The organism is Mycobacterium sp. NGS56 (assembly GCF_059812425.1).
Map to the genome: position 1 here is coordinate 76,451 of NZ_JCALCQ010000002.1, position 22,143 is coordinate 98,593.

At 69.5% G+C, this 22,143-nt stretch carries 20 protein-coding genes; 10 read left to right on the top strand and 10 right to left on the bottom strand.

The features are described 5' to 3' along the window. Nucleotides 1-90 precede the first annotated feature (90 nt). Entirely contained in the window at nt 91-741 is a 651-nt protein-coding gene (locus AC5Y4F_RS07615; RefSeq protein WP_067938324.1) for a cation efflux transmembrane domain-containing protein, read from the top strand. Between the two features lie 4 nt (nt 742-745). Here the strand turns inward: AC5Y4F_RS07615 and ctpC are convergent, their stop codons facing one another. From ctpC to AC5Y4F_RS07635, 4 genes are all read right to left on the bottom strand, one after another. Then, nucleotides 746-2,965, bottom strand: a complete 2,220-nt coding sequence (gene ctpC, locus AC5Y4F_RS07620) for a manganese-exporting P-type ATPase CtpC (protein WP_067938322.1) — start codon at nt 2,963-2,965, stop codon at nt 746-748. 9 nt (nt 2,966-2,974) lie between these two features. Next, nucleotides 2,975-3,256 (bottom strand): DUF1490 family protein, encoded by a 282-nt coding sequence (locus tag AC5Y4F_RS07625; RefSeq protein ID WP_067938420.1) that lies wholly within the window; start codon nt 3,254-3,256, stop codon nt 2,975-2,977. A gap of 120 nt (nt 3,257-3,376) precedes the next feature. Continuing rightward, a complete protein-coding gene (locus tag AC5Y4F_RS07630) occupies nt 3,377-4,135 on the bottom strand; it encodes a TIGR03089 family protein (RefSeq protein WP_197520662.1) in 759 nt (252 codons plus the stop codon). Nucleotides 4,136-4,141: 6 nt separating this feature from the next. After that, the gene (locus tag AC5Y4F_RS07635; RefSeq protein WP_067938321.1) at nt 4,142-5,614 is read right to left on the bottom strand and encodes an LCP family protein; all 1,473 of its coding nucleotides are present in this window, start codon (nt 5,612-5,614) and stop codon (nt 4,142-4,144) included. A 98-nt stretch (nt 5,615-5,712) separates the two neighbouring features. Here AC5Y4F_RS07635 and rfbD point away from each other — a divergent pair, with 98 nt between their 5' ends. From rfbD to manB, 3 genes are read left to right on the top strand one after another with little or no spacing between them, the layout of a single operon-like run. Continuing rightward, nucleotides 5,713-6,627 (top strand): dTDP-4-dehydrorhamnose reductase, encoded by a 915-nt coding sequence (gene rfbD / locus AC5Y4F_RS07640; RefSeq protein ID WP_499995878.1) that lies wholly within the window; start codon nt 5,713-5,715, stop codon nt 6,625-6,627. Further along, nucleotides 6,620-7,510 carry a glycosyltransferase family 2 protein gene (locus AC5Y4F_RS07645; RefSeq protein ID WP_499995879.1) on the top strand — a complete coding sequence of 297 codons (891 nt, stop codon included), beginning with the start codon at nt 6,620-6,622 and terminating at the stop codon, nt 7,508-7,510. The genes rfbD and AC5Y4F_RS07645 overlap by 8 nt, the downstream gene beginning before the upstream one ends. A 1-nt stretch (nt 7,511) precedes the next feature. After that, nucleotides 7,512-8,588 carry a mannose-1-phosphate guanylyltransferase gene (gene manB, locus AC5Y4F_RS07650; RefSeq protein ID WP_499995881.1) on the top strand — a complete coding sequence of 359 codons (1,077 nt, stop codon included), beginning with the start codon at nt 7,512-7,514 and terminating at the stop codon, nt 8,586-8,588. Between the two features lie 80 nt (nt 8,589-8,668). Here the strand turns inward: manB and AC5Y4F_RS07655 are convergent, their stop codons facing one another. Genes AC5Y4F_RS07655 through cofD form a run of 4 tightly spaced genes read right to left on the bottom strand, consistent with a single transcriptional unit; the run spans nt 8,669 to nt 13,167 of the window. Next, nucleotides 8,669-9,208, bottom strand: a complete 540-nt coding sequence (locus tag AC5Y4F_RS07655) for an NUDIX hydrolase (RefSeq protein WP_067938312.1) — start codon at nt 9,206-9,208, stop codon at nt 8,669-8,671. Further along, nucleotides 9,205-10,800: an Eco57I restriction-modification methylase domain-containing protein gene (locus AC5Y4F_RS07660; protein WP_499995882.1), complete on the bottom strand. Its 1,596-nt coding sequence runs from the start codon at nt 10,798-10,800 to the stop codon at nt 9,205-9,207. Before AC5Y4F_RS07660 ends, AC5Y4F_RS07655 begins: the two co-directional genes overlap by 4 nt. A gap of 10 nt (nt 10,801-10,810) precedes the next feature. Further along, nucleotides 10,811-12,163 carry a coenzyme F420-0:L-glutamate ligase gene (locus tag AC5Y4F_RS07665; RefSeq protein WP_067938308.1) on the bottom strand — a complete coding sequence of 451 codons (1,353 nt, stop codon included), beginning with the start codon at nt 12,161-12,163 and terminating at the stop codon, nt 10,811-10,813. Further along, entirely contained in the window at nt 12,160-13,167 is a 1,008-nt protein-coding gene (gene cofD, locus AC5Y4F_RS07670) for a 2-phospho-L-lactate transferase (RefSeq protein WP_067938416.1), read from the bottom strand. Before cofD ends, AC5Y4F_RS07665 begins: the two co-directional genes overlap by 4 nt. A 391-nt stretch (nt 13,168-13,558) precedes the next feature. Here cofD and AC5Y4F_RS07675 point away from each other — a divergent pair, with 391 nt between their 5' ends. Beyond that, nucleotides 13,559-13,897 (top strand): WhiB family transcriptional regulator, encoded by a 339-nt coding sequence (locus AC5Y4F_RS07675; protein ID WP_067938306.1) that lies wholly within the window; start codon nt 13,559-13,561, stop codon nt 13,895-13,897. A gap of 55 nt (nt 13,898-13,952) precedes the next feature. Here AC5Y4F_RS07675 and AC5Y4F_RS07680 read toward each other — a convergent pair whose 3' ends face one another. After that, on the bottom strand, nt 13,953-14,375 hold the full coding sequence (locus AC5Y4F_RS07680) for a metallopeptidase family protein (protein ID WP_067938304.1): 423 nt from the start codon (nt 14,373-14,375) through the stop codon (nt 13,953-13,955). A gap of 188 nt (nt 14,376-14,563) precedes the next feature. On the opposite strand from AC5Y4F_RS07680, the gene AC5Y4F_RS07685 reads away from it, so the two are divergent. From AC5Y4F_RS07685 to manA, 4 genes are all read left to right on the top strand, one after another. Then, nucleotides 14,564-15,004, top strand: coding sequence for a DUF3499 domain-containing protein (locus AC5Y4F_RS07685; protein WP_499995883.1), 441 nt, complete (start codon nt 14,564-14,566; stop codon nt 15,002-15,004). A 232-nt stretch (nt 15,005-15,236) separates the two neighbouring features. Beyond that, the gene (locus tag AC5Y4F_RS07690; protein ID WP_067938299.1) at nt 15,237-16,634 is read left to right on the top strand and encodes a phosphomannomutase/phosphoglucomutase; all 1,398 of its coding nucleotides are present in this window, start codon (nt 15,237-15,239) and stop codon (nt 16,632-16,634) included. After that, the gene (locus tag AC5Y4F_RS07695; RefSeq protein WP_499995885.1) at nt 16,631-17,731 is read left to right on the top strand and encodes a TobH protein; all 1,101 of its coding nucleotides are present in this window, start codon (nt 16,631-16,633) and stop codon (nt 17,729-17,731) included. Before AC5Y4F_RS07690 ends, AC5Y4F_RS07695 begins: the two co-directional genes overlap by 4 nt. Before the next feature lie 8 nt (nt 17,732-17,739). Next, a complete protein-coding gene (gene manA / locus AC5Y4F_RS07700) occupies nt 17,740-18,966 on the top strand; it encodes a mannose-6-phosphate isomerase, class I (RefSeq protein WP_499995886.1) in 1,227 nt (408 codons plus the stop codon). Between the two features lie 114 nt (nt 18,967-19,080). Here the strand turns inward: manA and AC5Y4F_RS07705 are convergent, their stop codons facing one another. After that, nucleotides 19,081-20,496 carry an FAD-dependent oxidoreductase gene (locus AC5Y4F_RS07705; protein WP_499996382.1) on the bottom strand — a complete coding sequence of 472 codons (1,416 nt, stop codon included), beginning with the start codon at nt 20,494-20,496 and terminating at the stop codon, nt 19,081-19,083. A gap of 99 nt (nt 20,497-20,595) precedes the next feature. On the opposite strand from AC5Y4F_RS07705, the gene AC5Y4F_RS07710 reads away from it, so the two are divergent. Further along, nucleotides 20,596-22,113: an amino acid permease gene (locus AC5Y4F_RS07710; protein WP_067938290.1), complete on the top strand. Its 1,518-nt coding sequence runs from the start codon at nt 20,596-20,598 to the stop codon at nt 22,111-22,113. The last annotated feature ends 30 nt before the right edge of the window (nt 22,114-22,143 follow it).

Below are 22,143 nucleotides of genomic sequence, written 5' to 3' on the forward strand. Positions count from 1 at the left end.
GCCGGGCGCCCAGGTGCGAGGTGTGACAGATCGATCACGGGCGGGCGTTGCGGCGATGCGAACCGCCGCGGCCGCGGCTAGCCTCGCGCAATGACCACATCGGTTGCCATCGGGTGCACGAGCGTCGCTGCGCGCGACGCGGGCTGGCGGCGCGGCGCCGAGTGGGCGCGGCGGCTGGCCTGGGTCAGCCTGGCCGTTGTGCTCGTCGAGGGCGCGGTCGGGCTGTGGCAGGGCGTCGCGGTGTCCTCCGTCGCCCTCACCGGGTGGGCCCTGGGCGGCGCGGCGGAGGCGCTGGCCAGCGCAATGGTGGTGTGGCGGTTCAGCGGGGCGCGCGCACTGTCCGTAAGCGCCGAGCGGCGCGCGCAACGCGGTGTCGCGATGTCGTTCTGGCTGACCGCCCCGTATATCGCCGCCGAATCCGTCCGCGACCTGGTGGGCGAACACCACGCCGAGGTGTCCGTGATCGGCATCGGGCTGACCGCGCTCGCGCTGGTGCTCATGCCGGTGCTCGGGCGGGCCAACCACCGGTTGGGCACGCGGTTGGGCTCGGGCGCCACCGAGGCCGAGGGAACCCAGAACTACCTGTGCGCCGCCCAGGCCGCCGGGGTGCTGATCGGCCTGGCGATGACGGCGCTGTGCTCCTGCGCGTGGTGGATCGACCCGGCCGTCGGGCTGGTCATTGCCGGCGTCGCGGTCTGGCAGGGCGTGCGCGCCTGGCGCGGCGAGGATTGCGGCTGCTGAATCGTCAGACGGCGCGCTCGCCGTTCACCGAGCCGCGCGGTGACTCGAGCCGGTAGCGGATCAAACGAGAACTGTTGGCCACCACGGCAACCGACGACGCGTTGTGCAGGATCGCGGCCAGCACGGGGGACAGCGCCCCGCCCGCGCCGATGATCAGGCCGGCGGCGTTGACGGCTATCGACATGCCGTAGTTCTCCCGGATCACGTCGACCGCGCGAGCGCCCAGGTCGCCCACGTCGAGCAGGCGATGCAGGTCGTCGTTGGCCAGCGCCACGTCGGCGGTCTCGACGGCGACGTCGGTTCCGGCCAACCCCATCGCGATCCCGATGTCGGCGGCGGCCAGGGCGGGGGCGTCGTTGATGCCGTCGCCGACCATGCCGACGGTGTAGCCCTCGTCCTGCAGGTCGCGCACCGCGGCGAGCTTGTCCTCCGGCATCACCTCGGCGCGCCACTCGTCGATCCCGAGCTCGCCTGCCACCACCTCGGCGATGTCCGGGTGATCGCCGGTGAGCATGATGATCCGGCGAATACCGTTGGCGCGCAACTTCTCCAGAACACCGGGGGCCTCGGGCCGCACCTCGTCGCGCAGGCTGATCAGCCCCACCAGTTTGCCGTCGACGGCGAGCAGCAGCGGGGTCTCGGCCTGGCGACGCAACCGATCCACCCACTCCGACGCCTTCTTGGACACCCGCACCTTCTCGGCGCGCAGCAGTCCGGGGCTGCCAAGCAGCAGGGTCCGGCCATCGGCCCAGGTGCGCATGCCCAGGCCCACCAGCACCTCGCACTCCTCGTGCGGCGGGATGGTGATATGGCGTTCCTCGGTGGACCGGATCACCGCCTCGGCCAGCGGGTGTCGGGAGTGGATCTCCGAGCTGGCCGCATAGGCCAGCACCTGCTCGGGCTGCCAATCCTTGTGTAGCGCAATGATATTGGTGACCACGGGGCGGCCGACTGTCAGCGTGCCGGTCTTGTCGAACACGATCGCGTCCACCCGGCCGGCCTGCTCGAGGTGCGAGCCGCCCTTGATCAGGATGCCGCGGCGAGCACCGTTGCCGATCGCCGCGCTGATCGCGGTGGGGGTGGCCAGGCCCACCGCGCACGGGCAGGCGATCAGCAGCATGGTCATCGCCCGGCGGACGTCACCGGTGACCGCCAGCGTGATGGCCGAGACGATGAACGAGGTGGGAACGAAACGGCGCGAGAAGTTTTCGCCGACGGTCTGGATCGGCGCCCGGTCGTGCTGCGCCTCCTCGACCCGGGTGATGATGCGGCCGATGGTGGTCTGGTTGCCGACGGCGCGGGCGCGCACCACCAGGCGTCCGCGCACCACCACCGAACCGGCGTGCACGTGCGCGCCGACCATCACGCTGACCGGCAGATTCTCCCCGGTGATCGCGGACTGGTCGACGATCGCCTCGCCGTCGACCACTTCGCCGTCGACCGGGATGGCGACGTGGTCGTGGACCACCACCTCGTCGCCGATCTGCACGGTGTCGATCGGCACCTGAACCTCGTTACCGTCGTCGAGCCGGATCCACGCCGTGTCCTGGCTGCCGCGCAGCAGTTCGGAGATGGCGCGCCGGGTCCGGCGCAGCGTCAGATCCTGAAGGTACTCACCGATATTGAGCAACCACAGCACGGTGAGGGCGACGACGTTCTCGCGCAACACCAGGCTCGCCACGGTCGCCGCCGAGACCAGCGCGTCGGTGCCGGCCTTGCCGGAGCGCAACGAACGCAGCGCGCCCCGCAGGAACGGATAGCCGGTGAAGACGGTGACGCCGGTGGCGAACAGCCGGCCGCCGGGTCCCAGCAGTGGCGGCCGCGCGAAGACGTAGCGGCGCACCCCGAGCAGGGCCAGCGCCGCGCCGCCGATGACCATGCGCAGCACGTCGGCGTTGCGGATCTCCTCCGAATGCGGCGGGCGGACCGGGATCAGCTCGGCGGCGACGTGCAACGCCTCGCCGATGGCGGCCAGCACCGCGGAACGGTCGCAGCGCCGGGGGGAGTACCAGACGACGACCGATCCGGTGCGCGGGTAGGCGTGCACCACCCGCACACCCTCACACTTGGCGACGGCCTCCTCGACCGCCACGGCGCGCCGGGAGCTGGCGCGCACCCACTCGACGGCGACCCGCATGCGCCCGGCGGCATCCGAAATCACTTGCAGCGCAGCGTCTTCGGTTCGCTCCTCGGCTGCGATGTCGGGGACCAGGGCGAGTTCCATATCGCCCGATCAGTGCTCGTGGTCGTGGGTGTCGGCGACCGAGGGCGTGGGCGCCTCCTCACCGATGCGCTCGCGGGCCTCGGCCATGACGTCGGCGAGCTTGAGGCGCGCCGACTCGGCGGCTTCCTCGGCCTTGCGGGTGCCGCGCAGTCCGAGCTCGGCCCCTTTGACCGCCGTCTCGTGCAGCGGCGCCTTGGCGACGGCTTTGCGCACCACCTCGTAGGCGGTCACGCCGACCAACCCGGTGACCACCGTGCCTGCCGCCTTCGCCAGAAGCCCGTACACCGCCATCGCCGCAACCTTCCTATCGTCCGCGCGTTTCGCCCATGATTGCACGACGTTAACATCGAAATATAGCGATATCAATATGTATCGCGCGCGGTGTGGCCCCGGGGTCGGCTCCTCAGGCCTTTACAGCACCCGGGTGATTTTCTCGGTGTCGATGCGGCGCTCTTGCCCGGCCGGGTCGGCATTGGCCACCTGCACCAGCGAGGCGCCGACGGCCATGATCGCCAGCAGGCCGTCCACCAGCTCGGCGGGCCCGGACCACGACGCGCTGGACAGCACCCGATCGCGCGACGTCAATCCCCTTGTCGCGGCGGAGCTTTGGCAATCGGCCAGCACCTGGTCGACCGATCGTCCGCCCAGCGCCGGCCCCGGGCGCGGTTCGGGAACGACCTGATCGCCGTGCACCCGCACCGCGGTGGCGTAGTCGGTCACGCCGATCGGCAGGTCCGGTGCCGGCCGGCCGAACGGGTCCAGCGACAGCACCGCCAGCTCGCCCCCCGATACCGCCGTGCTCACGGCGGCGTCGGCCTCATCGAGGCGCTCGGCCGTGCACAGTGCGATGTCCGACGCTATGTTCGAGGCTTTTGCCGGGTCTGCCGGGCCGGTCAGCACCGCCTCGGCACCGATCCACCACACCCCGAACAGCACCGCGGCCGTCTGCCAATGCGCGGGCAACAGAATCGCCACCCGGCTTTTTGGGCCGGCGCCCAATTCGTCGCGCAGCAGGTTGCCCGTCTTGGCGGCCCAGTTGGCCAGCGTCACACCGGACAGTTCGATGCGCTCGCCGGTGGCGTCGTCGTAGTAGGTGATGCGCGGACCGACCGGATCGGCCCGCAGCATCGGGTCGAGGATCGCCCCGCTCAGCGTGGTCAGTTGAGGCACCGGTCGTTAGTTTATGCACTCCGGCTTGTCCGAGCCGGCGGTCAGGATTGGCGATGGCGCGGGAACCCTGGGGTCGGCCGCCACCGCGCCGGCGGTCGACACCCGGGCGGGCATGATCGTCTCGCTGCCGGACAGGCCCGAGCCCGGTCCGCTGTAGTCGTCGGCCAGCACCACCCGTACCGCGCCCGGGGCCAGCGAGCTGTCGGCGATCACCGGCAGCCCGCCCAATTCCTTCGAGACCTCCCTGGCCCCCAGGTCGTCGCTCTTGGCGGCGCGCACCTGGCTGGTCTTGACGTGCGCCTCATCGTTGTTGCCCACGGTGCCCGCGGCAAAACCTTTGGCGGTCAACACGTCTGACACTGCTGCGGCCAGCCCGTTGATATCGGTGTCGTTGACGACGCTGGCGGTGGTCTTGGCGGGGGTGTACGCGATCTCCTCGGTCTTGCCCTGTTCCTGCTCGTGCAACAGGCCGCCCACCCAGTCGGCGACCTGATGTGGGTCCAGCCGCACCACGCTCTGCATGCCGTCGTCGCTCCAGCCGGCGCCGTCGAGCACCGGAATGGTGGCGAAGGCGACGTTACCCCCGGCCAGCTTCTGCATCTGCTGCACGAAATCCATGACGTCCCAACCGGCCGAGATCACCACCGAGCGCTGGACGGCGGCCTCTAGCCGCTTGACCGTGGTGGGGCTGGACAGCGTCTGCCCGGAGATGACCCGGTGGGCCAGCGAGGCCATCACCACCTGCTGGCGCACCACCCGGTCCAGGTCGCCGCGCGGCAGCTCGTGGCGCTGGCGCACGAAGCTCAGCGCCTCGGGACCGTTGAGTCGTTGCGGGCCGGCCGGGAAGTCGGCACCCGAAAGCGGCTCGAACACCGGCTCTTTGAGGCAGACGTCGACGCCGCCGAGGGCATCGGTGATCAGGGAAAAGCCGAGCAGGCCGATTTCGGCGTAGTGGTCGACCGTGACACCGGTGAGGTCCGCGACGGTCTTGATCAGCGCCTCGCGGCCCGCCTCGGTGCCCTGGGCCGCCGCCTCGGCGGCGGAGGCGCCCGCCCTGACCAGGGCGGTGCGCTTGGCCTCCCGGGTCTGGCCGTAGACGCCGTTGATCTTGGTCTTGCCCAAGCCCGGGGCGGCGACGTAGGAGTCCCGCGGGATCGAGATCGCGGTGGCCGACTTCCCGTTGTTGGGGATGCGGATCAGGATGATCGTGTCGGTGTTGGTCGCTTCCTCGTCGCCGGCCTTCAGCGTGTCCAGTTCCTCCTGCGACAAGGGATTGCCGTGCGCGTCGGTGCGGCTGTCCATGCCGACCAGCAGGATGTCGATCGCGCCGTCGTCGCCACCCTTGCCCAGCGAGGGCGCGGACATGTGGAAGATGCCGTCTTCGAAGGACCGGACATTGCTCCATGCGATCCCGGTGCCGACGACGACCGCGAGCGTCAGCGCGGTGGCAACCACACGAACCACACGTTGCACAGGCATCCCACTACATTACTTGCGACACAGGTGCTTCACCGGTAGCCGGTCCCCGCGTGCCCCGGGCGTGGTTGCAGCTTTGCGGGCCATGCCAGACTCGAACCATGTCGGGCAGGATCGTGATCGCCGGTGCCGGTGGGCAGTTGGGCGGCTATTTGACCTCGTTAACGGCGAGGCAGGGCCGTGCAGCGCTGGCGCTGACGTCGTCGCAGTGGGACATCACCGAGCCCACGGCCGCCGAGCGGATCGTGCGGCGCGGCGACGTGGTGATCAACTGCGCGGCCTATACCGACGTCGACCGGGCGGAGACCGACGAGGGGGCCGCATTCGCGGTCAACGAAGCCGGACCGGGGCACATCGCGCGTGCGTGTTCGCAGGTCGGCGCGCGACTGGTCCACGTGTCCACCGACTACGTATTCAACGGGGACTTCGGCGGCGCGCCGCCGCGGCCGTACGAGCCCACCGATCACACCGCCCCGCAGAGTGTGTATGCGCGCAGCAAAGTCGCGGGGGAGCGGGCCGTGCTCGCGGCGATACCCGACCCGTCCCAGGGCATAGTCGTGCGCACCGCCTGGGTCTACACCGGCGGCACGGGCAAGGACTTCGTCGCCGTGATGTGCCGGCTGGCGGCCGGGGACGGTCCGGTCGACGTGGTCTACGACCAGATCGGCTCGCCGACCTACGTCGGCGACCTCGCCGCCGCGCTATTACAGATCGTCGACGATGGCACGCCCGGCCCGATCCTGCACGCCGCCAATGAAGGAGCCTGCTCGCGGTTCGATCAGGCCCGCGCCGTTTTCGAGGAATGCGGCGCCGACCCCGAGCGGGTGCGACCGGTCCCCACCGAGCACTTTCCCCGCCCCGCCCCCCGACCGGCCTACTCCGCCTTGTCGAGTGGCCAGTCCGTCGCCGCGGGGATGCGGCCGCTGCGGCCTTGGCGCCCCGCGCTTGCCGCTGCGCTGGCCGCCGCCGATAGCGGTGCCGCGGCCGTTCGACCGTTACCCTCTACGCGTGACTGACGTCCTGCCGGTCGTGACGGTGACCTTCTCACCGGGTCCGCACCTGGAGCGCTTCCTGGCCTCGCTGTCGCTGGCCACGGAGCGGGAGGTGTGCGTGCTGCTGGCCGACAACGGCTCCACCGATGGCACTCCGGAGGCAGCCGTCGACCGCTATCCCAATGTGCGGTTGTTTCGCACCGGAGCCAACCTCGGCTACGGGACCGCGGTGAATCGTGCCGTCGCCCAACTGGATCCCGACGATGACTGGGTGATCATCGCCAATCCGGACGTGCAGTGGGGACCGGGCAGCATCGACGAACTGCTCGACGCCGCGTCGCGGTGGCCGCGGGCCGGCGCGCTGGGCCCGCTGATCCGTGATCCCGACGGATCGGTGTATCCGTCGGCGCGGCACCTGCCGAGCCTGATCCGCGGCGGCATGCACGCGGTCGTCGGACCCTTCTGGAAAAGCAACCCGTGGTCGGCGGCGTACCGCCAGGAGCGGATGGAGCCCAGCGAGCGGCCGGTGGGCTGGCTGTCGGGGTCGTGCCTGTTGGTGCGGCGTTCGGCGTTCGCCCAGATCGGCGGGTTCGACGAGCGGTACTTCATGTATATGGAGGACGTCGACTTAGGCGACCGCCTCGGCAAGGCCGGTTGGCTGTCCGTCTACGTGCCGTCGGCGGAGGTGCTGCACCACAAGGGCCACTCCACCGGCGCGGACCCGGCCAGCCACCTGGCCGCGCATCACAAGAGCACGTATATGTTTCTGGCCGACCGGCATTCCGGTTGGTCGCGCGCCCCGCTGCGCTGGACGCTGCACGCCTCGCTCAGGGTGCGTTCGCGCCTGATGGTGCGCAGTGCGCGGCGCGCGTCCGGCCGGCGGAAACTTCTAGAAGGGCGTCACTGAGGTGGGAACTCCAGAAGTCGATGTGGTGATCCTGGTCGGCGGCAAGGGCACCCGGCTGCGGCCGCTGACGCTGTCGGCGCCCAAGCCGATGCTGCCCACCGCGGGGCTGCCGTTCCTCACGCATCTGCTCTCGCGAATCGCCGCGGCCGGGATGGACCACGTCATCCTGAGCACGTCGTATCAGGCTGCGGTGTTCGAGGCCGAGTTCGGTGATGGCTCCAAGCTGGGTTTGCAGATCGAGTACGTCACCGAGGAGCGGCCCCTGGGCACCGGCGGCGGCATCGCCAACGTGGCCGGCCACCTGCGGCACGACACCGTGATGGTGTTCAACGGAGACGTGCTTTCCGGAGCCGACCTGGGTCAGATGCTCGACTTCCACTCGGCTGAGCAATCCGACCTCACACTGCATCTGGTCCGGGTGGGCGATCCGCGGGCGTTCGGCTGCGTGACCACCGAGGAAGGCCGCGTCACCGGCTTCCTGGAGAAGACCCAGGACCCGCCGACCGACCAGATCAACGCCGGGTGCTACGTCTTCTCGCGCCAGATGATCGACCGGATCCCGCGCGGCCGGGAGGTCTCGGTGGAACGTGAGGTGTTCCCCGCGCTGCTGTCCGATCCCGGGGTGAAGGTCTGCGGCTACGTCGACGCCAGCTACTGGCGCGACATGGGCACCCCGGAAGACTTCGTGCGTGGCTCAGCGGATCTGGTGCGCGGCATCGCCCCGTCGCCGGCGCTGCACGGCCACCGCGGCGAGCAGCTGGTGCACGACGGCGCGGCGGTGTCGCCGGGCGCGGTGCTGGTCGGCGGCACGGTTGTCGGGCGGGGAGCCGAGATCGGCCCCGGCGTCCGGCTGGACGGCGCGGTGATCTTCGACGGCGTCAAGGTCGAGGCCGGCAGCGTGATCGAGCGATCGATCATCGGCTTCGGCGCGCGCATCGGCCCGCGGGCGCTGATCCGTGACGGCGTGATCGGCGACGGCGCCGACATCGGGGCGCGCTGCGAGTTGTTGCGCGGCGCCCGGGTGTGGCCCGGTGTGTCGATTCCCGACGGCGGGATCCGCTACTCGTCCGACGTCTAGCGGCGGAGACTCCTGTTCGCCGAGCGTGACGCTAGCCGCACATTCGAGGCCGAGCGTGAAGCTAGCCGCACACTCGGCGGCTAACCCGCTCGCGTGGCTTGGGCGACCAGATAGGCCAGCGCGTAATCCGTCCCGTCGGGCAGCGCGTCGGCGGGCCACCACCGCAAGTCCTCGGACTCGTCGCTGATCGCGATCTGCGCGCCGGCCGGCGCGTGCGCGACGAACTGCAGGTCCAGATGACGGGTCGGCACGCCCAGCGAGCAGGTCACCGGGTGCACGTGCACCGCGGCTAATCGGGGTTCGATGCGCAGCCCGTCGATCCCGGACTCCTCGGTGGCCTCGCGCAGCGCGGCGGCGAGGACGTCGGTGTCGTCATCGTCGCAGTGGCCGCCCAACTGCACCCACCGGCCCAGGCGGGGGTGCAGGGTCAGCAGCACCTGGTCGCCGGAGTGGTCCAGTACCAACGCGGACCCGGTCACGTGGCCCGGCACGCACTCGCGCCGACACGCATCGCTGCGGGCGTGCACGAACGCCAACACGGCGTGGCGCAACGAATCCTGGGCCGGGTCGGGTGGATCCCAGCTCGACAGCAGCGCGATCGCCGACTCCCGAACGCTCATCGTGACCCCCGCCGTTTCCGCCGATCCCGCAACGACACCCACGCCGCGCGGCAGTCCGCCACCGCCTCGGCCGCCAATCCCAGGCCGTCGATCAGCACGCGGCGGTCGACGAGGTCGAGCGCCTTGTCGAACTCGTTGGCCTTCAGCAGCAGGTCGACGTCGCGGACGAGATCGGCGTCCGCGCAATTCGGCGGGGGAATGGGCAGCTGCTCGGCTTCGCGGGGCTCCAGCTCAAGAACACCGCCGCCGTAACTGCGACCGATGATCTCGCTGAAGGCGAACGTCGCGCTGTTGTGGAACACCGCGGCCAGCGCGGCCGGGTCGATCCCGGCATCGGCGCGGGCGCTGAGGCGCACCCGGTGCACGGTGTCGGTGCTCGTGGCCGCGGCGGCGTTGACGGTCAGCCGCGGCGCCCGGTGGATCTGGCGCAGCAGGAACAGATCGGGCGCCCACAACGAGGGCGTGGCAAACCACGGCTCGCGGATCGAGCACTTGTAGCCGCGGTGCACCCCGGCCGCTTCACCCGCGCTGATGTGGGCTCGCAGCGCCGCATCGGCGGGCTCGCGCGGCGCGTTGAGTAACCAACCGCGCCGCCCGGCGGCGAGGTCGCTTGCCCGGCAATCTTCGTCGTAGATCAGCCCGGACAGTTGGGCACTGCGCGAGACGAGCGGGACGCAGTGCGGCCGTAACCCCAGCGCGGCGGCCTGAGCGTCGGTGAAGGTGAAGAAGGCGTTGCGCCCGGTCACGATTCCGACGTCGACCTCGGCGAAAAACCCGAGCCGCGTCAGGGTGCCCGAACTCTTGAGCGCACGCAGCAGCCGGATCGCGGCGGGATCCAGAAAGTACTTGGTCCACTTCTCGTTTTCGTGCAAGAGCGCGGGCCCGAAAGGACGGTGTCGCACATTTAGGTCCACGCTAGCCAGGGCGCCGGCGTCCTGGAGGTGCACGGTGCGGATGCGTGCGGGACCGGTGCCGGCGACACCGCAGAACAACACGACTTCCTGCAGGATGCCGTCGAACACCAGGCGCTCGAACGTCAGCAACGTGATCTCGCGGAATCGGGACAGAAGGTAGTCGCGCAGCTGTGCGGCGTAGCTGACCTGGAGCAGCTCGGCAGGGAGCACCAGCGCCACCCGCCCGCCGTCGCGCACCAGCATGGTGCTCGCCACCACGAACGGAACCCAGGCGTTGGTCAGTCGGGTGGGGCGCAGACCCGCGCGCCGCATCAGGGCCAGCGCCGGATCGCGCTGCTGCGCTGGCCAGTTGCCAAAACGAATGTAGGGCGGGTTGCCGGCGACCCCGTCCCAGCCGCCGGCCTCGGCGGTGGCGAGCCAGGCGAACAGGCTCTCGGCGTCGACGGGGGCGAACCGGCGGGATTTGGCCGCCTCGTCGGCCATCAGTTCGACGCCCTGCACCCGGTCGCTGAGCGTGGCCAACTCGCGCAGGATCGCGCCGTCGCCGCAGGAGGGCTCCACGATCTTCGGTCCCGCCGCGCGGACCCAGGTGGCCAGGAACCGGGCCACCGGTGCGGGGGTGTAGTAGCCGCCGCGAACCTTGTCGGCCGAGGCCGCCGCCTTGCCGGCGAACTTCATGGGCTCAGTATTACTTGCGGATCAGCAAATCACCGGGGTCTGCCGGATCACGCGGCCCGGCCGGTTCGGCGGCATATCCGATGGCAATGGCGCCCAACGGTTCCCAGTCGGGGGGCAGCCCGAGCTCGGCGCGCACCAGGTCGGCGGCGAAGATCGTCGAGCCGATCCAGCAGCTGCCCAACCCGCGCACCGCCAGCGCGACCAGCAGGGCCTGCACCGCCGCGCCGACGGCCACCGTGAACATGGTGTGCTCGGCGTCGGTGCGGGCGGCGTCGGGATAAGCGTGCGCGCCGTCCGGCACCAGGATCGGGATGACGACCTCTGGCGCGTCGTAGAGGATCTGACCGCGCGCCACCCGGCGGTCGATCGAGTCAGCGGGCCGGCCGTCGCCGGCGAGGTCGGCGCGCCACTTGTCCCGCATGCGATCCAGCAGCCGGGTCCGGATGGCCGGGGTCTGCAGCCAGACGAACCGCACCGGGCGGGTGTGGTGCGGAGCCGGCGCGGTCAGCGCTTCGGCGACCGCGGCTTCCAACAGATCCGCCGGCACGGGTTCGGCGCTGAAGCGGCGCACCGATCGGCGCAGCAGCTGCGCCTCGCGGCGACCGGCTTCGAGGGCTTCGGCGGTGCCGAGCCAGAACAGGTCTTCGGTGCCCGGCCGCAACAACCGCCGCGCTGTCGAGCCGTCGTCGGTCACGGACATGCCGCGCACCACTGCCACCGGCATCGCGGTCAGTTTGCCCTTGACCAGATCGGCGGCCGCGGCGATCTCGTCGGCGACCGCCACCTCGGTGACCAGTAACTCATTGCCATGCTGATCGACGGCCCCCGAATAGCCGTGCAGCACAGCCATGCCCGCGGCCCCCACGGCCGCGTCGGTCTGGCCGTTGCGCCACGCGCGGCCCATCGTGTCCGTGATGACCACGGCGACCTCGACACCGAGCCGTTCGCGCAGGGCGGCCCGCAGCGTCGCGGCGCTGCCGTCCGGGTCGACCGGCAGAAGCGCCAGTTCGTCGCGACCCACGTTGGATCCGTCTACGCCCGCGGCGGCCTGCACCAGGCCGATCCGGTTCTCGGTGATCAGGGTCCGGCCCTTGCGGGCCAGCACCCGGACGGCTTCGTCGTCGACCAGCTTGCGCCTCAGTCGGTCGCGCTCCTCCGGATCCTGCGGGGCCGGCACCAGGCGGCCCTCGCATTTGGACACCGCCTTGCTGGTTACCACGACGACGTCGCCGTCGCGCAACCATGGGGCGGCCGCGGCGACGGCAGCGCCCAGATCGTCACCGGGCCGGAATTCGGGCAACCCGGCGACGGGCAGGATTTCGATCGCGGCGGCGGTGCCATGCTCGCCGGGCCGAGACGTCAAGGGGTCACCCCTGCCAGCTCCAGCCCGGCCCTGACCATCTCGGCCGTCGCCTTCGGGTCGATCATCACCAGCGGTACCGAGCGCACCGCGATGCCGTCGATGTCGCCTTGGAAACCGGCCCGGTCGTCTTCGCTCACCAGCCAGCCGTCCAAGATGCCGGTGTCCCGGCGCGCGCCGTAGTGCCGGGCGACCGCCTCGGCGGTGGACTCGACCCCGATCACCGACAGGCAGGTATCGGCCATGCCGCGCAATGGCTTTCCACCGATGATCGGCGAGTAGCCGACAATCGGCGCGCGCGCGCCGCGCAGCGCCCCGCGAATGCCGGGGACGGCCAGGATGGCGCCGACGCTCACCACCGGGTTCGAGGGCGCCAGCAGGATGACGTCGGCGTCCGCGATGGCCGCCGTGGCATCAATTGTGGCGGCCGCCTTTTCAGCGCCGACGAAGGCGAAGCTGTGCGTGGGCACCTGGGCCCGGTAGCGCACCCACCACTCCTGGAAGTGAATGGCCCGCCGGCTGCCGTCGTCGGGATCGGTTATCACCACGTGTGTCTCGCACCGATCGTCGCTGGCGGGCAGCAGCCGCGCGCCGGGTTGCCAGCGGTCGCACAGCGCGGTGGTGATCTGGGTCAAGGGATAGCCGGCGTTGAGCATCTGGGTGCGCACCAGGTGGGTGCCCAGGTCACGGTCACCGAGCCCGAACCAGTCCGGCTGCACCCCGTAGCGCGCCAATTCCTCTTTGGCGTGCCAGGTTTCGTCGCGGTGCCCCCACCCTCGCTCCGGATCTACACCTCCACCTAAGGTGTACATGCAGGTGTCCAAATCGGGGCAGATTCGCAGTCCGTGGATCCAGGCGTCATCGCCAATGTTGACGATCGCCGTGAGTTCGTTGGCTTCCGTGCCCGGGCACCCTTGCGTTTGAAATTGACCGAGCCCGAAAAGCTGTTGAACCCCCAGCAGGAACCGGGCGCCGCCAACCCCACCGACCAGAACGGTGACCTTCACATTGCACGACAGTACTGCCCGGCGGTAGCGCTGTGGCGGGCCCATCGGGGGTGCCTCAAAGTTGCGGTTCCCCACCACTTGTGGGCGACTTCTGGGAAGGCTGAGGATCGTGTGATCGACACGCCGAAGCCGCAAAACAACAGAAACGCCGAAATTTGATCACGAGATGGTATGGAAATGCGCCGAAGTGCTTGACCCGGCAGGTCAACCCGTGTCTAATCACAACAGTGTCATTTCCCGGTTGGCCGGCCGACTCCGGTGTCGCAGACCGAGATTCGATCACTTGTTCGAATTGTCTGTACATCAGAACAGTGGGAAACCAATCACACACTCTCTCAAACAAGCTGAGGAGGCGGACGACCGTATGTCTTACGACACTTTTCGAAGCGCCATGGCGAGCACGCCGCACACTGACATCGACCCGGCACCGGACCGCCCCGCTCGGCCGCATTTGACCGTGGTCCCTGATGCGCCAATCGCATTCGAGCCCGAGCCCATGCCGGAGCCGGCCGCGGATCAATGGCAAGATCGCGCGCTGTGCGCCCAGACCGACCCCGAGGCCTTCTTCCCGGAAAAGGGTGGCTCCACCCGAGAGGCCAAGAAGATCTGCCTGGGTTGCGAGGTGCGTCATGAGTGCCTTGAGTACGCCCTCGAGCACGACGAGCGCTTCGGTATCTGGGGCGGTTTGTCCGAGCGCGAGCGCCGCCGCCTCAAACGGGGCATCATCTGACGCACACTGATCGCAACGCACGCCGAGCGTTCGGCGGCCGACGTGCAAGGAGAAGTTATTCGTCGTCGATCGTCGGATCGATGACGGACGGATCAACGTCGAGGTAAATCGCGACCTGGGCCACCAGGATTTCGTGTAGCAGGTCGCCGAGTTCGACGGTGTCTTTGGCCCGTCGCTCAATTGGCTTGCGGAACAACACGATTCGCGCCCGGGTGGAGTTGCCGCGGATGTCGACGCCGGCCGGGATCAACCGCGCCAGCGGGATCGGACCGTCCGCGATCACTTCGGGTGGCCACTGCACGCTCTCGGGATCCTTTGCCGAGATGCGCGGAATCTCGTCGACGGCGACGTCGAGTTCGGCCAGCCGGTCCTGCCAGCTCCGCTCGATGGGCTCGTAGGCCTCCAGCACCGCCATGTCGAACCGCTCGGCGCGGCTGCGCCACCCCGGCACGGTCGGGGGCAACAGCGGGCCGCGCATATCGCGGCCCCTGCGAAAGAGTCGGTGCGTCCCGCTCCGGCGCGGAGCCGGCCCGTTGGAGAACCGATCTCTTCGCGGGGAGCTGGGCGAATCAGCCACGCGCCGATGGTAACGGTTGCACATCGAGGGCCGAGGAGTTGCGCGTGTCCGGCGCTTCGGCGGCGTTTGCGCACGATAGCCTTTCGATCGTGAACGTTCCCCGTCGCTGTTGCCGGCCCGGGTGCCCGCACTACGCCGTGGCGACCCTGACGTTCGTCTACTCGGACTCGACCGCAGTCGTCGGTCCGCTGGCGACGGCGCGGGAACCGCATTCCTGGGATTTGTGCGTCAACCATGCCGGCCGGATCACCGCGCCCCGCGGGTGGGAGTTGGTACGCCACGCCGGCCCCTTGCCCACCCACCCCGACGAGGACGACCTGGTTGCCCTCGCCGATGCGGTGCGCGAGGGCGGCGATCGCGCCTTGCCGTACGCCGGCGGTGCGACACCGGTGAACGGCTTCGCCGACGCCCACATCCATCACGGCGGATCTCAGGCCACCGCGCCCAGTCGCAGTCTGCTGGCCCCGCCCGAGCATCGCTCCGGACGGCGACGCGGACATCTGCGCGTGTTGCCCGATCCCAGCGACTAGCGCCGATGGTGGCGACCCGCCGCGCCCGGCTCCGCCGCGCTTGATCCCCACTAGCGCCGATGGTGGCGACCCGCCGCGCCCGGCTCCGCCGCGCTTGCGATCCCCACTAGCGCCGATGGTGGCGACCCGCCGCGCCCGGCTCCGCCGCGCTTGCGATCCCCACTAGCGCCGCCCCAGTTCTCCGTGGCCCGATAGGCTGACGGCCAAGAGTTCACGTCGTCAGGAGTCCCGCATGTCTCGGCCCGCCGCGACTGTCCACCGTGTCGTCAAGGCGTACGACGTGCGTGGGCTAGTCGGCGAAGAGCTCGACCAGCCGCTGGTCACCGATCTTGGGGGAGCGTTCGCCAAACTCATGCGCGGCGAGGGTGCCCGCCAGGTGGTGATCGGTCACGACATGCGGGACAGTTCGCCCACGCTGGCCGCGGCGTTCGCCGCCGGAGTGACCACCCAGGGACTGGACGTGGTGCGGATTGGCTTGGCGTCGACCGATCAGCTCTACTTCGCCTCCGGACTGCTGGATTGCCCCGGCGCGATGTTCACCGCGAGCCACAACCCGGCGGCCTACAACGGCATCAAGCTGTGCCGGGCGGGGGCCAAACCGGTCGGCGCCGAGACGGGCCTGCGCCTGATCGCCGATGATGTGATCGCCGGAGTCGAGGCTTACGACGGGGAACCCGGAAACGTGAGCGACCGTGACGTGCTGGCCGACTACGGACAGTTCCTGCGGTCGCTGGTGGACACCTCCAAGCTGCGCCCGCTGCGGGTGGCCGTGGACGCAGGCAACGGCATGGCCGGTCTGACGACGCCCGCCGTGCTCGGCCCGATCGGCTCGATCACGTTGGAGCCGTTGTACTTCGAGCTCGACGGTTCGTTTCCCAATCACGAGGCCAACCCGCTCGACCCCACCAACCTGGTGGACCTGCAGGCTTACGTGCGCGAGACCGGCGCCGACATCGGGCTGGCGTTCGACGGCGACGCGGACCGCTGCTTCGTGGTCGACGAATGCGGCAACCCCGTCTCGCCGTCGACGGTGACCAGTCTGGTTGCCGCGCGCGAGTTGAGCCGGGAGATCGGTGCGACGATCATCCACAACGTGATCACGTCGCGCGCGGTGCCCGAACTTGTCGCCGAGCGCGGCGGCACGCCGCTGCGGTCCAGGGTGGGCCACTCCTATATCAAGGCACTGATGGCCGACACCGGCGCAATTTTCGGTGGCGAACATTCGGCGCATTACTACTTCCGCGACTTCTGGGGTGCCGACTCCGGGATGCTGGCGGCGCTGTACGTACTGGCCGCCCTCGGCGAGCAGGACCGCCCGCTGTCGGAGCTGACCGCGGATTACCAGCGCTACGAATCGTCTGGCGAAATCAACTTCACCGTCGCCGACGCCGGGAAGTGCACGGAGGCGGTGCTGAAGTCGTTCGGCACCCGGATTCACTCACTCGATCACGTGGATGGGGTGACGGCCGACCTCGGCGACGGCAGCTGGTTCAACCTGCGCAGCTCCAATACCGAGCCGTTGTTGCGGCTGAACGTGGAGGCGCGCACGATCGAGGACGTGGCCGAGGTCGTCGCCCAGATCAGCTTTGAGATCACCGCGGCCTCGGCGGACGTGAAGGCCACGCCGTGAATGCCACCCGAGCGATCGATCTCGAGGACGCCGAGGGACTGTTGGCCGCCGACCGCGACGGCCTGCTGCGTGCCGCATCGTCGGCCGGTGCCCAGGTGCGTGCGGTCGCCGCCGCGGTCGACGAGGGTGCGCTGGACCCGCTGCGCGCGAACGACCCTGCGCGCAGCGTCATCTGGGTGGCCGGGCGCGGCACCGCGGAGACCGCCGGGACGGTGCTCGCCGCGACCTTGGGTGGCACCTCTTCTCAGCCCTTCACTCTCGCCGACGAGGCACCGCCGTGGGTGGGCCCGCTCGACGTGATGATCGTCGCGGGCGACGATCCCGGCGATCCCGCCCTGGCCGCCGCCGCCGCCACTGGGTTGCGTCGGGGCGCCCGGGTAGTGGTGACCGCGCCGTACGAGGGCCCGTTGCGGGACGCCACCGCCGGGCGCGCGGCGGTGCTGGCGCCCCGGCTCTCGGTTCCCGACGAATTCGGATTGTGCCGGTACCTAGCCGCCGGGCTGGCCGTGGTGCATGCCGTGGACCCACGGCCGAAGGTCGATCTGGCATTGCTCGCCGACGAGTTGGACGCCGAAGCGCTGCGCAACAGCGCCGGCCGCGAGCTGTTCACCAACCCGGCCAAGCTGCTGGCCGCGCGCGTCGCCGAGCGTCAGGTGGCGCTGGCGGGCGACGGCGCCGCGACGCTTGCGCTGGCCCGGCACGGCAGCTCCGTGCTGCTGCGCGTCGCGAATCAGGTGACGCCGGCCACCGGGCTCGCGGACGCGCTGGTCGCCTTGCGGGCCGCGGCGTCCGACGGATATCAGGATCCCGACGCCGCGGTGTTCCACGACGAACAGATCGACGGGCCGCTGCCGCAGCGGTTGCGCGTACTGGCCGTCGTCCTGGAGTCGGAGCAGGCGGGTGTGGCCGCCCGCACCGCCGGGCTGGACAACGTGTACCTACTCGCCGCCGAGGACGTGCCCGACGGGCCCGGCGGCTCGGCAGGCTACGGGGTTTCGCCGGCGCTGGGGGGCCCCGGCAGCCCCGAACAGCAACTGGCAGTATTGGCCGTCCGGCTGGAAATGGCCGCGGTTTACATGCGACTGGTGCGGGGATAGATACAACGGTGGAACTGCTTCGCGGGGCCTTGAGAACGTACGCCTGGGGTTCACGTACCGCCATCGCCGAATTCACCGAGCGTCCGGTGCCGGCGGCGCACCCCGAGGCCGAGCTCTGGTTTGGGGCGCACCCGGGCGATCCGGCGTGGCTCGAAACAGACAACGGCGAAGTCTCATTGCTCGAGGCGCTGGTCGACGACCCGGAGGGCCAGCTCGGGCCGACGTCGCGGGCGCGCTTCGGGGACGTGCTGCCGTTCCTGGTCAAGGTGCTGGCCGCCGACGAGCCGCTGTCCTTGCAGGCGCACCCCAGCGCCGCGCAGGCGGCCGAGGGCTACCTGCGCGAGGAGCGGGTCGGCATTCCGCTGACGTCGCCGGTGCGTAACTACCGCGACACATCCCACAAGCCCGAGTTGCTGGTCGCGCTGCACCCGTTCGAGGCGCTGGCCGGCTTCCGGCCGGCCTCGCGCACCGTCGAGCTGTTGCGGGCCCTGGCCGTCTCCGACCTCGACCCGTTCATCGAGCTGCTCAACGACCAGTCCGACGCCGACGGTCTGCGCGCGCTGTTCACCACCTGGATCACCGCGCCGCAGCCCGACATCGACGTGCTGGTTACCGCGGTGCTGGACGGTGCCATCGCGTACGTCAGCTCGGGCGCAACCGAATTCGCGGCCGAGGCCAAGACGGTGCTGGAGCTTGGCGAACGTTATCCCGGTGACGCCGGCGTGCTGGCGGCGCTGCTGCTCAACCGCATCAGTCTCGCCCCGGGTGAGGCCATTTTCGTCTCCGCCGGCAATCTGCACACCTACCTGCGCGGTTTCGCGGTGGAGGTGATGGCCAACTCGGACAACGTGTTACGCGGTGGCCTGACGCCTAAGCACGTCGATGTACCCGAGCTGCTGCGCGTGCTGGACTTCGCGCCCACCACCGAGGAGCAGCTGCGGCCGAGGATCCGCCGTGAGGGCTTGGGACTGATCTACGAGACGCCGACCGACGAGTTCGCCGTCGCGCTACTGGAGCTCGACGACGAGTACGTCGGCCACGAGGTGGACGCGACGTGCAGCCACGACGGCCCGCAGATCCTGTTGTGCAGCGAGGGTTCGACGACGGTGCATGGCAAATCCGGCTCGCTGACGCTGAAGCGGGGAATGGCCGCCTGGGTGGCGGCCGATGACGCGCCGATCCGGCTGGTGGCGCATGAACCCACCAAACTGTTCAGGGCGACGGTTGGGCTGTGAGGCTTGCTCTGATGGTGGCGACCCGCTTCGCCCGGCTGCGCCGCGCTTGCGATCGCGGCTAGGCCTGATGGTGGCGACCCGCTTCGCCCGGCTGCGCCGCGCTTGCGATCGCCGCTAGGCCTGATGGTGGCGACCCGCTTCGCCCGGCTGCGCCGCGCTTGCGATCGCCAAGGTCCGCCGCTGTTTGGCGGCTTCGCGCCGCTCGCTGAGCCAGAGCCGCAGGTTGTGCGCCATTGCGCGGCCGATGATTCGCGGCGGCGGAACCATGTAGAGGCTGTCGAGCAGCGAGAACCGCCGCAAGAACCATTCCGCCAGAACGGGTTCAGTCTCCGCGGCGCCCAAAAATTGATCGAACAGCGCGCCTGAGGGCCGCCACCACCAGGGGATCGCCGCCTTGGAGCCGGCATGGTGGAACGTGACGTCGCCGATCGCGGTCATCGTCCACACCGGTAAGGTGCTTTTGGCGGTGGCCCGGTTCAGCTCCTCGGCGACTTGGTCGTCCGGCAACTGAAGCGCGCGGCGCAGATGCCCGGCCTGCAGTGAGGTCATTGTCATGCCCTGACCGAAGGTGGGATTGAAGCTGGCCACCGCATCGCCGAAGGCGATGATGCCGGCCGGCAGGCGCTCCAGTTTGTCGTAGCGGCGCCACTTGCTCGCCGGAAAGGCGTGAAACGCAGGCTCTCCCAGCGGCTCGGCCCGCGTCAGCGCGGCATTGAAGTGGTCCGGAAGCAGCCGCTGCGCCAGCCCAAGCATGTCGGGAAAGGTCCGCGGCGGTTTCGCGTTGGCCACACCGAAGGTGGTGAGGACCCAGGTGCCGTCCTCGTAGCAGAGCATGCCCAGCCCGAGCGACATGTCATGCGAGGCGCCGGCGACGACCACCTTCTCCGCGATCAGCCCGTCGGGGATGCGGAACCGCTGGGTGGCGTAATGAATGCCGATGTCCAGTTCCTGTTCGACCGGGCGGTCGAATCCCCATTGCGTCAGCCACACCGGTAGCCGGGTGCCCCGGCCGGTCGCGTCGACAACCAGATCCGCCGCTACGAATTCGGGGTCCTTGCTATCGGGGTCGGCCGGATTCAGCAACACGCCGGTGACCCGTTGTTGCACGCGGTCGAACGTCGGCTCGGCCACCGAGCGCCGCGCCACGGCGATGTTGTCGATGCCGAGGACCCGTTTTCGCAACTGCCATTCCAGGTGCGGGCGACTGGGCACGTAGGCGGTGAACTCGTCGCGCAGCGTTTGCCCGGTGCCGAGCACGTGGCCCGCGGCCCCGAGGTGGATGCAATCCGGCCGGTTGTGCAGTTTGGGCACGCCGGCGCTCACCATGTCGTCGAGCAGGCCCGGGAAAAGGTCCTCGAATTCGATCGCCCCGCGCGCCATCAGCATGTGCAGATGCCGGTCCTGGGGAACGGTCGCTCGATTCGCCGGCTCGGCCGGCAATTCGTCGCGCTCGTACACCGTGACCCGCGAATACGAATCCGAAAGCACCCGAGCGGCGCAAAGACCGGCGATGCTGCCCCCAATGACCACGGCATGATCCCTGGCCGTTTTTCTGCTATCCGGCATTTGCCGAGAGTACCCAGTACTGTGACGGACCAATGGCTCCCAGCGCTGGGGAAGGGCGAATGCATGGCCAATGGATGGCGGACCAAGTCGATCGAGCAATCCATCGCCGATACCGACGAGCCGGACACCAAGCTACGTAAGGACCTGACCTGGCGGGACCTGGTCGTGTTCGGCGTCGCGGTGGTAATCGGCGCGGGCATCTTCACCGTCACCGCCTCGACGACCGGCGACATCACCGGCCCGGCCATCTGGGTGTCGTTCGTCATCGCGGCGGGCACCTGCGCGCTGGCAGCGCTGTGCTACGCGGAGTTCGCCTCGATGCTGCCCGTGGCCGGTAGCGCCTACACCTTCTCTTACGCCACCTTCGGCGAGTTTCTGGCCTGGATCATCGGCTGGAACCTGGTGCTGGAATTGGCGATCGGTGCCGCCGTGGTGGCCAAGGGCTGGTCCAGCTATCTGGGCACCGTGTTCGGGTTCGCCGGCGGGACGGCGAGATTCGGCTCCGCAGAGGTGGATTGGGGGGCCCTGGTGATCGTCGCCGGGGTGGCGACCTTGATCGCATTGGGCACCAAGTTGTCGTCGAGATTCTCCGCGATCGTCACGGCGATCAAGGTGTCGGTGGTGCTCTTCGTCGTGGTGGTCGGCGCCTTCTACATCAAGCGCGCCAACTACTCGCCGTTCATCCCGAAGGCGGAGGGCGGCAGCCAGGCCAAGGGCATCGACCAGTCCGTCTTGTCGTTGCTGACCGGCGCGCACAGCAGTCACTACGGCTGGTACGGCGTACTGGCGGGGGCGTCCATCGTGTTCTTCGCGTTCATCGGGTTCGACATCGTCGCCACCATGGCCGAGGAGACCAAGAATCCGCAGCGCGATGTGCCACGGGGAATTCTGGCGTCGCTGGGCATCGTCACCCTGCTCTACGTCGCGGTCGCCATCGTGCTGTCCGGCATGGTCCCCTACACCCAACTCCAGACGGTCCAGGGCCGCGGCCACGCCAACCTGGCCACCGCCTTCACCGCGAACGGCATCCACTGGGCGAGCAAGATCATCTCCATCGGAGCGCTGGCGGGACTGACCACCGTGGTGATGGTCCTGATGCTCGGCCAGTGCCGGGTCTTGTTCGCGATGGCGCGCGACGGGTTGCTGCCACGGTCGCTGGCCAAGACCGGCGCGCACGGCACCCCGGTGCGCATCACCGTGCTGGTCGCCGCGGTGGTCGCCGTGACGGCGTCGGTGTTTCCCATCACCAAACTCGAGGAGATGGTGAACGTCGGAACGCTGTTCGCGTTCGTCCTGGTTTCGGCCGGCGTGATCGTCCTGCGCCGGACCCGGCCGGACCTGCAACGCGGATTCAAGGCGCCGTGGGTGCCGTTGCTGCCGATCGCCTCGATCGCCGCGTGCGTATGGCTGATGCTCAACCTCACCGCCCTCACGTGGGTCCGGTTCGGTGTATGGCTGGTGGTCGGTACGACGATCTACGCCGGCTACGGCTACTGGCACTCGGTGCAGGGCCGGCGTGAGGAGGGGGAAACCGAGCGCAGCGACTCTCTCCAGTCCGATCCGCACAGCCCGGTGCCTTAGACTCAAGTGGTTTTACAAAATGCCGTCATT